Origin of the sequence: Mycolicibacterium austroafricanum, assembly GCF_000612725.1 — a bacterium.
GTDB classification, from domain to species: Bacteria; Actinomycetota; Actinomycetes; order Mycobacteriales; family Mycobacteriaceae; genus Mycobacterium; species Mycobacterium austroafricanum.
In genome coordinates this window covers 638,465-652,442 of record NZ_HG964451.1, presented here as the reverse complement: position 1 = coordinate 652,442, position 13,978 = coordinate 638,465, and the positions used below count along the sequence as shown (strand labels likewise).

General features: G+C 69.2%; 13 protein-coding genes. 5 read left to right on the top strand and 8 right to left on the bottom strand.

The features are described from left to right. Positions 1–46 precede the first annotated feature (46 nt). The 5 genes from BN976_RS09780 to BN976_RS09760 form a co-directional block, all read right to left on the bottom strand. Positions 47–943, bottom strand: coding sequence for a cyclopropane mycolic acid synthase family methyltransferase (locus BN976_RS09780; protein ID WP_011778507.1), 897 nt, complete (start codon positions 941–943; stop codon positions 47–49). Positions 944–1,107: 164 nt separating this feature from the next. Beyond that, on the bottom strand, positions 1,108–2,010 hold the full coding sequence (locus BN976_RS09775) for an alpha/beta fold hydrolase (RefSeq protein WP_036370202.1): 903 nt from the start codon (positions 2,008–2,010) through the stop codon (positions 1,108–1,110). Further along, positions 2,010–3,365: an ABC1 kinase family protein gene (locus BN976_RS09770; protein ID WP_036370201.1), complete on the bottom strand. Its 1,356-nt coding sequence runs from the start codon at positions 3,363–3,365 to the stop codon at positions 2,010–2,012. The genes BN976_RS09775 and BN976_RS09770 overlap by 1 nt, the downstream gene beginning before the upstream one ends. Positions 3,366–3,409: 44 nt before the next feature. Next, positions 3,410–3,730 (bottom strand): hypothetical protein, encoded by a 321-nt coding sequence (locus BN976_RS09765; RefSeq protein ID WP_011778510.1) that lies wholly within the window; start codon positions 3,728–3,730, stop codon positions 3,410–3,412. A 77-nt stretch (positions 3,731–3,807) separates the two neighbouring features. After that, positions 3,808–4,818, bottom strand: coding sequence for an oxygenase MpaB family protein (locus BN976_RS09760; RefSeq protein ID WP_011778511.1), 1,011 nt, complete (start codon positions 4,816–4,818; stop codon positions 3,808–3,810). Between the two features lie 94 nt (positions 4,819–4,912). On the opposite strand from BN976_RS09760, the gene BN976_RS09755 reads away from it, so the two are divergent. Then, the gene (locus tag BN976_RS09755) at positions 4,913–5,533 is read left to right on the top strand and encodes a TetR/AcrR family transcriptional regulator (protein WP_011778512.1); all 621 of its coding nucleotides are present in this window, start codon (positions 4,913–4,915) and stop codon (positions 5,531–5,533) included. Between the two features lie 79 nt (positions 5,534–5,612). Here the strand turns inward: BN976_RS09755 and BN976_RS09750 are convergent, their stop codons facing one another. Together BN976_RS09750 and BN976_RS09745 are read right to left on the bottom strand one after the other, a co-directional pair. After that, positions 5,613–6,206, bottom strand: coding sequence for a DinB family protein (locus BN976_RS09750; protein ID WP_011778513.1), 594 nt, complete (start codon positions 6,204–6,206; stop codon positions 5,613–5,615). A 2-nt stretch (positions 6,207–6,208) separates the two neighbouring features. Further along, a complete protein-coding gene (locus BN976_RS09745) occupies positions 6,209–6,748 on the bottom strand; it encodes a DinB family protein (RefSeq protein WP_011778514.1) in 540 nt (179 codons plus the stop codon). A 62-nt stretch (positions 6,749–6,810) separates the two neighbouring features. Between BN976_RS09745 and BN976_RS09740 the strand changes: the two genes are divergently transcribed. Next, on the top strand, positions 6,811–7,764 hold the full coding sequence (locus tag BN976_RS09740) for a helix-turn-helix transcriptional regulator (RefSeq protein WP_011778515.1): 954 nt from the start codon (positions 6,811–6,813) through the stop codon (positions 7,762–7,764). A 15-nt stretch (positions 7,765–7,779) separates the two neighbouring features. Here BN976_RS09740 and BN976_RS09735 read toward each other — a convergent pair whose 3' ends face one another. After that, on the bottom strand, positions 7,780–8,130 hold the full coding sequence (locus BN976_RS09735) for a hypothetical protein (protein WP_011778516.1): 351 nt from the start codon (positions 8,128–8,130) through the stop codon (positions 7,780–7,782). A gap of 161 nt (positions 8,131–8,291) precedes the next feature. Here BN976_RS09735 and BN976_RS09730 point away from each other — a divergent pair, with 161 nt between their 5' ends. The 3 genes from BN976_RS09730 to BN976_RS09720 are packed head-to-tail and all read left to right on the top strand — an operon-like array spanning position 8,292 to position 13,929. Further along, complete coding sequence (locus BN976_RS09730) at positions 8,292–12,407, top strand: glycoside hydrolase family 38 N-terminal domain-containing protein (protein ID WP_011778517.1); 4,116 nt, start codon at positions 8,292–8,294, stop codon at positions 12,405–12,407. Continuing rightward, the gene (locus BN976_RS09725; RefSeq protein ID WP_011778518.1) at positions 12,404–13,009 is read left to right on the top strand and encodes a DUF7158 domain-containing protein; all 606 of its coding nucleotides are present in this window, start codon (positions 12,404–12,406) and stop codon (positions 13,007–13,009) included. The genes BN976_RS09730 and BN976_RS09725 overlap by 4 nt, the downstream gene beginning before the upstream one ends. Beyond that, complete coding sequence (locus tag BN976_RS09720; protein WP_011778519.1) at positions 13,009–13,929, top strand: ROK family protein; 921 nt, start codon at positions 13,009–13,011, stop codon at positions 13,927–13,929. Before BN976_RS09725 ends, BN976_RS09720 begins: the two co-directional genes overlap by 1 nt. Positions 13,930–13,978: the final 49 nt, after the last annotated feature.

Sequence of the window (13,978 nt, the reverse complement as noted above, 5' to 3'; positions counted from 1 at the left end):
AATCCCCCGCAATCAGGCGTGCGGGGGATTCTTCGTTGCGAGGTTGCTACGCGGCGACGCCGGGCTTGAGGTAGGTCACCAGGCTGACGTCGATCGCCTCGTCGATGAAGTAGTACTGGCAGCCCTTCAGGTACCGCATGTAGCGGCGGTAGTTCTCCTCGTCGGTCGCGGCGATGGCCGCGTCCTTGTTCTGCTCCAGGCGGTCGGCCCAGATGCCGAGCGTCTTGATGTAGTGGTTACGCAGCGACAGCGCGTCGGGGACCACGAAACCGGCCTTCTCGCCGTGCTCGATCATCATCTGGGTGGTCGGGAGGCGGCCGCCCGGGAAGATCTCGGTGATCATGAACTTGATGAAGCGGGCCAGCTCGAACGTCAGCTTCTTGCCGCGTTCGGCCAGGTCGTAAGGGTGGTAGCCGACGCTGCTCTGGATCGTCATCCGGCCGTCCTCGGGCAGGATGTCAAAACAGGTCTTGAAGAAGTCGTCGTAGCGCTCGAACCCGAAGTGCTCGAAGGCCTCGATCGAGACGATCCGGTCGACGGGGGAGTGGAACTGCTCCCAGCCCTCCAGCCGGACGTCGAACGTGCGCTCCGTGTCGAGCTTGCTCAGCAGCTGATCGCAGTAGGCCTTCTGGTTCTTCGACAGGGTCAGGCCGATGACATTGACGTCGTACTTCTCCATCGCCCGCTGCAGCGTCAGGCCCCAGCCGCAGCCGACCTCGAGCAGCGTCATGCCCGGCTTGAGGTCCAGCTTGTCCAGGTGCTGGTCGACATTGGCGATCTGCGCCTCGGACAACGTGACATCCGGCCCGGTGAAGTACGCGCAGCTGTACTTGCGGGTCGGATCCTGGAACACGCCGAAGAAGTCGTCCGACAGGTCGTAGTGGGCCTGGATGTCCTCGAAATGAGGAGTCATATCCTTCGTGCCGCTGGATTGGTCAGACATATTTCCCCTGCTCCGCGCTTCCCGTCGAAATATCGATGTGGAAGACCGTACCGAAGACGCGGCCCGTCCTTCTGCAAACACGCGTCCTGAAGGGCCCAGCCTAACCTTTGGTGCTTCGAACGAGTCAAGCCGCGCGTCGTCCGGGGCTACTTGACGCGTGTGAATCAAGAAATTTCGGCGAATGTGGTCTTCAGTTCTCCGACGATGTCGTCCCACAGCGGTTCGGGAAGTTCGTGACCCATTCCGTCGAAGAGAACGAGGCGGGCCCGTGGGATCGCGCGGGCGATCGCACGGCCGCCGGAGGGCCGCATCAGTTTGTCCGCCGTGCCGTGAATGACGACCGTCGGAGCGGTGATCTGGCGGTCGTAGCGCCGCAGGCTGCCGCTGCCCAGAATCGCCGCGAAATGCCTGCCCACCCCGGCCGGGTAGTAGCTGCGGTCGTAGCCTTCGATCGCGTCGGCGCGCAGCCGTTCTTCGGCCGCCGGATAGCCGGGGCTGCCGATGATCCTGCTGACCCGCACCGCGTTCTCGATGATCGCCTCCCGGTCAGAAACCTTGGGGCGCTGCAGAATTGCCGCGAGTTGACGCGGCCCGGGCGGGGGCAGTGCCGCCTGGTTGTTGCTGGAGAAGATCACGCCGAGCGCCCCGGTGCGGGCGCGATGGCGGGCGGCGAAGACCTGGGCGATCATCCCGCCCATCGAGCCGCCGACCACGTGGGCGGTGTCGATGCCGAGATGGTCGAGCAGTGCCGCCGCGTCGTCGGCCATGTCCTCCAGCGTGTACGCCGCCGGGCTGGGGCGCCCGACGAACGACCGCGCCATCCGGGGCAGCAGCGGGGCGCCGGAACGGTGATGGTGCAGCTTCGACGACAACCCGACGTCGCGGTTGTCGAACCGGATCACCCGAAGTCCCTGGTTGATGAGCTTCTCGCAGAAACCGTTGCGCCACAACAACAACTGGGCGCCCAGGCCCATGATCAACAGGACTGCCGGGTCGTTGAGGTCGCCCATGTCCTCGTAGAAGATGTCCAGGTCGCCGGACTTGGCCGTGCCGGAGCGGATCTGCATCAGGCTTCCACGTCGTCGGAATGCTCGCGGCTGACCTCGACCATGAAGTTCGCGAAGTAGCCCGTCAACGCGGGATCGCTCATCATCTGCCACTTGGGTGCCAGCAGCTTCATGTAGCGCTCCACGTAGAGGAACTGCTTGCCGATGAGCACCAGCTCGCGGGGCAGCTTCACGTCGTATGCGTCGGCCAGCGCCGAGAGCTGCTTGCCGATCTCGGCATAACTCAAGTCGCCCAACGACTTCAGCGTCAGGGGAGTGGCGAACTTCTCCAGATCCTTGGCAGCCTCGGCTTCGGGTTTCATGGTGCCGACGGCGCCCATCAGCACGACGATCTTGCCTGCGGCGGCGTGGTCTTTCTTGACCAGCAACGCGTACACCAGTTCGCGCAGCAGCCAGCGGGTGCGTGGATCGATGCGGCCCATGATGCCGAAGTCGAAGAACACGATCTTGCCGTCGTCGTCGACGTACAGGTTGCCCGCATGCAGGTCGCCGTGGAACAGACCGTGCCGCAGGCCGCCTTCGAACACGCTGAACAGCAGCGCCTTGACCAACTCGGTGCCGTCGAAGCCCTTCTTGCGGATCGCGGCGACATCGTCGATGCGCACGCCGGTCACCCGCTCCATCGTCAACACCCGCTCACTGGTCAGGTCCCAGTAGACCTGCGGTACCCGGATGTTGCGGCCCAGCGGCGAGGCGTGCATGTGCGCGACCCAGGCGTCCATCGACTGGGCCTCCAGCCGGAAGTCGAGTTCCTCGGCCAGGTTGTCGGCGAAATCGGCCACCACGTCCTGTGCGGACAGCCGCTGTCCGAGCTTGGCGAACTCCACCAGCCGCGCACCGCGCTTGAGGATCTGCAGGTCGGCGGCGACCCGGCGGCGGATGCCGGGCCGCTGGATCTTGACCACCACTTCCTCGCCGGAGTGCAGCGTGGCGTAGTGCACCTGGGCGATGGACGCCGACGCGAACGGCTTGTCGTCGAACGACTTGAACAGGTTCTGTGGTTCGTCGCCGAGTTCCTCGCGGAAGAGTTTGTGCACCGCGGTGGTGTCGGCGGGCGGCACCCGGTCCAGCAGGCTGCGGAACTCACGGCTCAGCGGCTCACCGAACGCGCCGGGACTCGACGCGATGATCTGACCGAACTTGACGTACGTGGGTCCGAGGTCGGCGAACGCCTGCGGCATCTCCTTGACGATCTTCTGCTGGAGCGAGCCGCGCCCGGCCAGCTTGGTCACGACACGCGCGCCGGTCCGGGTGATCTGCCAGCCGGTGGCTCCGATGCGGGCTGCCTCGGCCGGAATCGGTACCCGGTCCAGACGGGCAACGTCGCGGTGTGGGGTATTCCGCGGTGCAGTCATGCCTGCAGTGTCTCAAAACCCGCGGTCTGGGTAAAAAATGCGGCTCAGGCGGCACACATTCCAGGCGGGGCGACGGCCACCGCGGCGGAGGTCTGCGGGGTCAGCGCCGCACCGGGCGAGGGTTTCTGACCGCACACCTCCCAGCTCGCCGGGTTCATCGCGATGTGGGAGTTGGTGTTGATGACCCTGGTGCCGAGCTCACGGCCGGTCAAGCCGGCGAACATCTCCTTGGCCGTCTGCAGCGTCATGCCCTCGAAGGACGGCATTTCCATCTCCTCGGGCTGGGCCGCGGCTCCGGCCATCCCGATCGCTCCCGCGGTCAGCATCGACGCCGCGACACAACCGGCGGCGAGGAACTTTCTCATCGAATCTCCCCCTCGGTGAATTCGTTCGAACTCGCGTCTGCCCCCCGGCGTCTTTCACGCTAACCCATTCGCGGCGCTCAGGCGAAGGCGTCTTCGAGTTCGGTGCGGGTGCGGACCGGATCGTCGCCCGGACGGTACGTCGGCATCGTGTGGGGCGCGAGCTCGGGATCGAGTCCGTCGGCGACGCGCGCCTTGGCCTGTTCGAACTCCGGCAGCGGACCCGACGCGACGTGCAGGCCGTTGAGGATCGACCACACCGCCGCCCGGCGGGCGGTGCGTTCCAGGATGTTCGGGTCGCTGTGCTGGATCAGGCCCTTGGCCCACGGCGGCATGGTGTCGCGGACCGCCCAGTTCAGCGCCGCCAGCGGCAGCGGCAGATTGGGCCCGGTGGCCATCGCGGTGCCGTAGGTGACGGCGAGCTTGGGCAGGTAGGACTTCAGACAGTCCAGGGTCTCCGCTTTGGTGGTCGGCAGGTCGGTGCCGCCGAGGGCATGCCCGACGCGGACGAACTCGCCGTAATAACGGTCGAGCTTCCTGCCGCGCAGCGGCTGCGGATGGTAGAGCTCGTGCGCGGTGGCGATGCCCCACACCACGGTCGCGTAGTTCCAGCGCAGCCATTCCGGGTCGTCGGCGTCGTAGCGTGCGCCGTCCGGGCGGGTGCCCTTGACCGTGTGGTGCATCGATCGCACCGCCAGCGCCAGGCGCTCGGCTGTCGCGGTGGAGCCGTAGGCGGTGCCGATGAAGAACGCGATCGAATGGCCCAACCGCGCGAGGATGCCCTCCAGCTCGACCTCCGGCATCGGATTGTCCTTGGACTCCGGTTTGACCAGCCGGGAGTGGTGGATGCCCATCCAGTAGATCGACGGGTCGAGGCGCTCGATGAACGCCGCGCACTGCAACCCGAACACCAGCGTCTCCATGTGGGAGTGCACATGCCAGACGGCGCTGCCCGGGCCGAACCAGCCGGGGTCGCCGACCGGACCCGCGAATTCCATGCCGCGGAAGAAGCGCGTGCGGATGTACCGGTCGAACTGTTTGTCCACCACGTTCTGGACGGTCTGATGAGCGATCTGGTGTGGAAGGAACATTCGGCGCCTCCGAAGAGTGGTCACGGGTGTCACCAGAATATCGTCTGGGCACGGTTGTGGCCAGATCCGATGTCGCCGGGCCTACGCTGTAGCCGTGTCCAGCGCCGCGTCCAGACCTGCGGCCACCCCGACCCGGTGGGCGGGGGTGCCGCTGACCGACCGACGCGCGGAACGACGGGCGTTGCTCGTCGACGCCGCGTTCCGGCTGTTCGGGGACGGCGGCGAGCAGGCGCTGTCGGTGCGGTCGGTGTCGCGGGAAGCCGGGCTGAACACCCGCTACTTCTACGAGAGCTTCACCGACACCGATGACCTGCTCGGCGCGGTGTATGACCGGGTCAGTGCCGAGCTGGCCGAGGTGGTCGAGGCCGCCATGTCCGGGGCCGGCGCCTCGTTGCCCGCGCGCACGCGGGCCGGGATGACCGCGGTGCTGCATTTCAGTTCCGCCGACCCCCGCCGCGGCCGGGTGTTGTTCACCGATGCGCGGGCCAACCCCGTGCTGACGCAGCGCCGGGCCGCGACCCAGGATCTGTTGCGGGAAGCGGTACTGACCGAGGGCTGGCGACTGCATCCGGACTCCGACCCGACCGCGGCGATGGTCGGCGCTGCGATGTACACCGGCGCGATGGCCGAGCTGGCGCAGCAATGGCTGGCCGGGCACCTCGGCGACGACCTCGACGCCGTCGTCGGCTACGCGCTCCGCCTCGTACTGCGCTGAGTTTCCTGAGCGCCGAAATTGCATTCCAGCAGAGGTTTTTCGAGTGAGGGCCTGCTGGAATGCAATTTCGGCGGGGAGGTCAGGCGGGGGTGAAGGGCTTGAGCCACTCGGTCTCCGGCCAGCCCTCCAGCCCGGCCAGCAATTCGTAGAGCGTGGCGCCGTCGATGCTCTCGCGGATGATGTCGCCCTGGCCCGCGTGCCGGGCGAGCTCCTCGATCATGTGGAAGAACACCCAGCGCACCGACCAGGCCGGCACGTCCTTGGGAAACCACGGCACATGCCGGGGAATCGGCACCGCCGCGCCCAGGTCCGAGGTCTCCACCAGCCGGATCGTGTCGGCGTTCTGCCGGTCGAACGCGGCCAGGATGTCGGCCAGCGTCTCGTCGTCGCGCATCACGAACTCATCCCCGTAATCGGCGGCCTGATCCTCCATCGGGCGCTTGTCGCTGTCACAGAGTTCGGGGGCGGCGGCCACCCGCTCCATCCAGCCGCGCTGGCACGAGGTGACGTGCTTGATCAGCCCGCCGATCGACATCGCGCTGACCGACGGCTTGGACCGCGCCTGGTCGTCGGTGAGGCCGAACGCGATCGCGTGGAACGCGTACTGCTGGGCGCTCAGGTACTCCTTGAGTCCGGCGCGCTCGTCGGCGATCGGCGGGGGCATGGCGGCCATGTTCAGTGCTCCTTCGTGGTGGTGTGGACGTACAGATCACGGAGCAAAGCGATTTCGGCTCCGTGGTGGATCACTTCGCGGTTGATGTGCAGGATCAGCGCCGTCATCGGTGCGTCCGCCCACGGTCCCTCGGCGGGTCCGCACGGCTTGGCGAGATCGGCGTCGTCGAGGCCGCGCACCCCGGCCATCCAGCCGCGGTAGGCGTCGTCGAGCTGGCGAAGGCCGGTGTCGGCGTCGGTGGCGTACTCCCACGACAGGTAGTCGGCCGGCGGGCCGCCGAAATGTGCGTGGGTGCGCGCCGCGAGCACGCCGACGATCACATGCGCCATCCGCCAGGCGATGGTGGTGAACGGCTCGGGTTGCGGCGGCGGATACGCGAAGTCTGGAATCATCCGCGGGCCGTCCCTCCGCAGGGTCCAGCAGCCGGGCACGGGCTCGAAGAAGTACTCGTCGTCGGTCAGCCCGTCGAGGCGTGGTCGGAGTTGCCGGGTCCAGTGCCAGTCGAGCTGCTCTGCCAGGTGGGACGTCAGGTCGCTGCTCATGAACACCACTCTGCCAAGACTTTAGGACAGGTTCTGTCCTAAGACTGCGGCAGACTGGTGGCATGTCCGAAACGACCGGTCGGGTCCTGCAGCTGCTGGGGCTGCTGCAGTCCCGCCGGGTGTGGAGCGGCGAGGAGCTCGCCGGACGGCTCGGGGTCACCACCCGCAGCGTCCGGCGCGACGTCGACCGGCTGCGGGAGCTCGGCTATCCGGTGCACGCCAGCACCGGTCACGGCGGCGGCTACCAGCTCGGGGCCGGGGCGGCGCTGCCGCCGCTGCTGCTCGACCCGGAGGAAGCCGTCGCCATGGCCGTGTGCCTGCGGGTGGCCGCGGGCGGCAGCGTGGCCGGGGTGGGGGAGTCGGCGCTGCGGGCGCTGAGCAAGCTCGACCAGGTCATGCCCGCACGGCTGCGCTCGCAGGTGGCCGCCGTGCATGACGCGACGGTGACGCTGGGAGCAGCGACCGACACCCCGGTCGAGCCCGACGTGCTGATGACGCTGGCCCGCGCCAGCCGCGACCACGAGCACGTCACCGCGGACTACGTGGACATCCGCGGCAACGTCACGCAGCGCAGGCTGGAGCCCTACCACCTCGTGACGACCGGGCGGCGCTGGTATCTGATGTGCTTCGACCGCGACCGCGTCGACTGGCGCAGCCTGCGGTTGGACCGGATGTCGCAGGTGCGCGCGGTGGGCAGCACCTTCACCCCGCGCGACGCCCCCGACGCGGCCTCCTACGTGCGCCGGTCCATCTCGTCCTCGCCGTATCCGTACATCGCCCGGGTGCGCTACTTCGCGCCGCACGACGTGGTGGCGCAAGCGTTTTCGGCGGCATCGGTGCACATCGAACCGGAGGGGCCGGACGCGTGCATCCTGACCGCGGGCGCGGACGACCCCGAACGCATGGTGCCGTGGCTGGCCATGCCGGGATGTGACTTCGAAGTGCTGGAACCGCCCGAGGTCATCGAGGCGGCGCAGCGGGTCGCCGGACGGATCGCCCGCGCGTGCCGAACGTGAGGGTCAGCCCTCAGATCACCAGTCGCCGATGGCCGGACCGGCGGGGAAGCCGCCGCGGAACGGCCTGGACTTGCTGCCGACGACCGCCTTGGTGCCGTCGCGGACCTCGCCCTGGGCGCTGACGACACCGGCGTCGCCGACGCGGGCCTCGGAGATGCCGCGGGCGACACCGAAGTCGTTGATCCGGATCACCGAGTTCTCGGACGCCTGCCTGCTCTTCACGGTCGGGCCCGGAGCGACGTTCCTGATGTCCGCGCCGGCCGCGCCGGCACCCAGACCGATGAAGGCGGCGGCGCCGAACGCGCCGATGCCTGCGATTCCGAGCACTTTCGCGGTACGGGCGAGGGCTCGAGAGGGGGCGGTCATCGGCAGTCTCCTTCAGTCACGGAATCATCGAACGTTTCGTACCTGGAGCAACCGATGATGCCACAGTGTCTTCGGCCGCATACAGCTAATCCACAGCCAACCGGATGCCGGGCTGAACCGATCACCGACATCGTGGGTGGTGAACGTCGTAGGGTGCTGGCGTGGACATCACCTCCGCCGAGTCGACGGAGCTGTTCACCGGACCCCCGGACGCCCCGCTTCAGGTGGTGCGGGTGACCTACCGGGGCTGCTCCGCGCCGACACGGGTGCGCGTCGAGGGACCCGGCCTGCAGACCGTCGCGGATGCGGTGGCCGGTCCCGGCGGCACGCTGGTGGAAGTGGCCGTCCGCGTGGGCGATCCACGACCCGGGCAGCGGCGCGCTGCCCGCGCCGTCACGGGGGACGGCACGGTCGACTTCGACTTCATCGACGCCGAGCCAGGCTGGACCGTTTTCATGGTCAGCCATTTCCACTACGACCCGGTGTGGTGGAACACCCAGGCGGCCTACACCAGCACGTGGACCGAGGACCCGCCGGGACGATGCCGACAGACCAACGGCTTCGAACTCGTCAGCGCCCACCTGGAGATGGCCCGGCGGGAACCGGAGTACAAATTCGTGCTCGCCGAGGTCGACTACCTCAAGCCGTTCTGGGACACCCACCCCGAGGACCGTGCAGACCTGCGCAGGCTGATCTCCGAGGGCCGCGTCGAGATCATGGGCGGCACCTACAACGAGCCGAACACCAACCTCACCGGCCCGGAGACGGCGATCCGGAACTTCGTGCACGGCACCGGTTTCCAACGCGACGTGCTCGGCGCCCACCCGGCCACCGCGTGGCAGCTCGACGTGTTCGGCCACGACCCCCAGTTCCCGGCGATGGCCGCCGACGCCGGCCTGACGTCGAGTTCGTGGGCACGCGGACCGCACCACCAGTGGGGTCCGATGGCTTCCGAGAACGGGCGGGTCGGCGACCCCACCCGCATGCAGTTCGCCAGCGAGTTCGAGTGGATGGCCCCGTCCGGGCGTGGCCTGCTCACCCACTACATGCCCGCGCACTACGCGGCGGGCTGGTGGATGGACTCGGCGCCGTCACTGCAGGAGGCAGAGGACGCCACCTATGAGCTGTTCACGCGGATGAAGACGGTCGCCTTGACCCGTAACGTGCTGTTGCCCGTCGGCACCGACTACACCCCACCCAACAAGTGGGTCACCGACATTCACCGCGACTGGAATGCCCGCTACACGTGGCCGCGATTCGTCTGCGCGCTGCCCTGCGAGTTCTTCGCCGCGGTGCGCGCCGAACTGGACGCCGCCGGCGCGACGGCGTCGCCGCAGACCCGGGACATGAACCCGATCTACACCGGCAAGGACGTGTCCTACATCGACACCAAGCAGGCCAACTGCGCCGCAGAGTTCGCGGTGCTCGCGGGCGAGCAGTTCGCGGTGTTCGCCGCCCTGGTGACCGGGGCCACCTACCCCGAGGCCGCGCTCGCCAAAGCGTGGGTGCAGCTGGCCTACGGCGCTCATCATGACGGCATCACCGGGTCGGAGTCCGACCAGGTCTATCTCGACCTGCTCACCGGATGGCGGGATGCGTGGCAACTGGGCAGCGCGACCCGTGACCGCGCACTCACCCTGTTGTCCGACGCGGTGGACGCCTCGGTGGTTGTGTGGAACCCGTTGTCGCACAACCGTTCCGATGTCGTCACCCTGCACCTCGACGAGCCGACGTCCGGGCAGCTCGTCGACAGTGAGGGCCGGCCCGTGCCGGTGCTGACCGAACACGGCGGGCACACCCTGACCTGGATCGCCCACGACGTGCCCTCGGTGGGCTGGCGTTCCTACCGGATGGTGCCCGGCCATCCGCCGTCGTCCTGGGAACCGTTGGCAGGCAGGCAGATCGGCAACGATCACTACCGTCTCTCGGTCGACCTCGCCCGCGGTGGTGGGGTCAGCTCCCTGGTCGCCGGCGGACGGGAACTCATCGCCGACGGGCGGGTCGGCAACGAGTTGGCGGTCTACGAGGAGTACCCGGCCCATCCCACGGCCGGGGAAGGGCCCTGGCATCTGCTGCCCAAGGGGCCGGTCCTCACGTCGTCGCAACACCCGGCGAGCTCGGTGCAGGCCTACCGCAGCGAGCTCGGCGAGCGCATCGTCGTCACCGGTCAGATCCCCGGATTGCTGTGCTACACACAGACTTTGACGCTGTGGCAGGGGATCGACCGACTGGACTGCCGTACCACCGTCGACGACTTCCTCGGCGAGGACCGGCTGCTGCGGCTGCGGTGGCCCTGCCCGATACCCGGAGCCATGCCGGTCAGCGAGGTCGGCAACGCCGTCATCGGCCGGGGATTTGGGCTGCTTCACCCACCCGGATCCTCCGACTCCGTCGACACCGCGGTGTTCCCGTACACACTGGACAACCCGGCCCACGGATGGTTCGGCCTGTCCTCGGCGGTGCGCGTGCGGTTCCGCGGCGGGGCGGTGCGCGCGGTCTCCGTCGCCGAGGTGATCTGTTCCGGCGGTGACGAGACCGTTGGTGACCTGATCGCCGCGCTCGGCCGGGCCGGCGTGACGGCCACCTGCACCGCCGCCGACGCGCCGCGCTACGGCGACCTGTCGGTCGACTCCAACCTGCCGGACATGCGCATCAGCATCGGCGTGAACTCCTTCACCGCACAGGTTCTCGACGGTGCAGCCGGCGCTGCGAGAGTGTGGGTGCCCGCCGCGCGGGCGCTGCGCGAGGTGTGGGTGCCCGGTGCCGACCTGCGTGACCCGGCCGCCCTGCCCGTGCTCGTCGTGGGCGCCGACGGCGACACTGCCGCGGCGGTGTCCGCGTTGATCGAGGACCTGGCCGACGCCGAGATCCTCGTCGACCAGGACGTCGAGGCGGAGTTCGAGCCGCGCACCGTGGCCATGATCAATCGCGGCGTTCCCGGGTTCGCCGTCGAGACCGACGGCACCCTGCACTCGTCGCTGATGCGGTCCTGCACCGGCTGGCCGTCGGGAACCTGGATCGATCCGCCGCGGCGCACCGCCCCCGACGGGTCGAACTTCGCACTGCAGCACTGGACCCACACCTTCGACTACGCCCTCACCGCCGGTGACGGCGATTGGCGGGACAGCGACATCCCCTCCCGCAGCGCAGAATTCAACCAGCCTCTGATGCCCGTTCTCACCCACCACGATCCGAGCGCCGGTGGTCTGCCGCCCTGGGGCTCGTTGATCGAGGTGCAACCCGAGCGCACCGTGCGCATCGGCGCGCTCAAGGCCGCAGGCAATCCGTCCGCGAGGGGCAGTGCCCACCGCACCGACCCCGCGGACGGCATCATCGTCCGCCTCGTCGAGACACTCGGGCGCACCACCGACGTAACCGTGCAGTCCGGGCTGCGGGACATCTCGGACCAGGTGCACGTCAACCTGATCGAAGAACCGGTACCCGCCCGCGCGCGCGCACTCCACGGCTACGAAATCGCCACCCTGCGAACACAACTGAACCTTCCCCGGGTCAGCGGCGCCGACCGGCAGTCGCTGGCACCCGAAGCCGAGCCGGTGCAGCCGCTGTACGCCAGGTACTGGCTGCACAACCGGGGCCCGGCCCCGCTGGGCGGACTTCCCGCGGCCGCGCACCTGCACCCGCACCGCCTCGCCGCTGCCGACGGTGAGACCGTCCCGTTTCGGCTCACCGCGGTCAGCGACGCCACCGATGCCGCGCTGCACGGCCGGGTGCGGGTGGAGGTCCCGCCCGGCTGGCGCGTGGACGTGACCGAAATGCCCTTCCTGCTGCCGCCGGGGGAGTATCTGGAGTCGACGGTCGAGGTGGTGATTCCGACGGGCGCCGCACCGGGGCTGTATCCGGTCCGCGCCGAACTGGCGGCCACCGGCGGCGCGATCCCGGCGTCCTGGCATCAGACCGTCGAGGACGTAGCGGTGATCACGGTCGGACACCACGACGACACGCTGCTGCGGCTCGTCGACGAGCCGCAGGGCATCGACATCGCGGCGGGCGACACCGCGCAACTGCGTGTCACCGTCGGCACCGACTCCTACGCCGACCTGACCGTGGAAGCGCACCTGATCTCGCCCTGGGGAACATGGGAGTGGTTGGGTCCCAACATTGTCGGCGGGGTTGTCCCGCGGCGCGGCACCCTCGCGCTGGCCTTCGACGTCGCGCCACCGGTATGGGCCGAGCCGGGCCGGTGGTGGGCGCTGGTCCGGGTGGCCTGCGCGGGGGAATTGGTGTACTCGCCCGCCGTCCCGGTGGTGGTTCGGTGAGTGCCGTGGCGGCGACCGTCGGGTCCCACGTCATCACCGTCGCCGACGTCGACGCCCGCGAACGCGCCGTCCGGGCGGGGGTCCGCGGAGACGCCCTGCCGAGGCCCGGCGCCGGCGAGGCCCGGCAGCTGCGCCGCTGGCTGACCCAGGTGCTCGTCGCCGAACAGGTCGTCGCCATGTGGCAGGGTCCGGTCGACCTCGACGCCGCACCCTTCGCAGACGACCTGCTCCCCGACGCCGTCGCGCGCATGGAGGTCGGAAGCGTCGCGGCCGCCACCCTGGCCGACCGGCGCGGCAGGGCGGTGTTCGCCGCCGTCACCGGCGACGTCCGGGTCCCCGAGGCGGCAGTTGCCGACTACCACGAGCGAAACCCGTTGCGCTTCAGTAGTTTCCGCCACAAAGTCGGCGGTTGGCGGCGTGCGCCGGGCCCCGCCCACCTCGACGAGGTGCGAGCCGAGATCTCCGCGCATCTGCTGGCCGCCGCCCGCCGCCGCGAGTACCGCAGGTGGCTGGACGCGCGGTGTGCCGAGCTCGTCACCCTCGCGCCGGGGTACGAACATCCCGGAGATCCCCGCCAGCCCGACAACACCCATCGACACTGATGAACGACCTCGTCCTGGCGCTCGACATCGGTGGCACCAAGATCGCCGCCGGGCTCGTCGACGCCGACGGCACCCTCGTCCACCGGGCTCAGCAACCCACCCCCGACGGCGACGCCGAGACCGTCTGGGACACCGCCGCGGCGCTGCTGGCCGAGACGCGCGACGCGGCTCCGGGCCCGGTTTCGGCGGTCGGGATCGGGTCCGCCGGCCCCATCGACGTCCCCGGCGGCACCGTCAGCCCCATCAACATCGCCGAGTGGAGCCACTTCCCGATCGTGCGACGCGTCGCCGACCTGACCGGGTTGCCGGTACGGCTCGGTGGCGACGGTCTGTGCATGGCGCTGGGCGAGTGGTGGCGCGGCGCCGGCCGTGGCGCCGGGTTCCTGCTGGGAATGGTGGTGTCCACCGGTATCGGCGGCGGACTGGTGCTCGACGGCGCGCCGTATCACGGCCGCAGCGGCAACGCCGGTCACGTCGGGCATGTCGTCGTCGAACCCGGCGGCGCGCCGTGCACGTGCGGCGGCCGCGGCTGTGTCGAGACCGTCGCGTCGGGTCCGCACCTGGCGCGGTGGGCCCACGACAACGGCTGGGCCGCAGCACCCGACGCCGATGCGAAGGACCTCGCCGAGGCGGCCGGCCGCGGTGACCCGGTGGCGCTGCGTGCGTTCGCTCGTGGCGCGGACGCCGTCGCGCGGACGATCGCGTCGGTGGCCGCGGTGTGCGACCTCGACCTCGTCGTCGTCGGCGGTGGTGTCGCGAAGGCGGGCGCGCTGCTGTTCGATCCGTTGCGGCAGGCACTGACCATGTACGCGGGGCTGGAATTCCTGCGGGGGCTGCGGGTGGTGCCCGCCGAACTCGGCGGTGACGCCGGTCTGGTGGGTGCAGCCGCCCTGGTCCACGACAGTGTGCGTTTTGGCTGATCGGCCGATCGCGCGCTATCCTTGCCCGGTTCCACCGAAGACCGTAGGT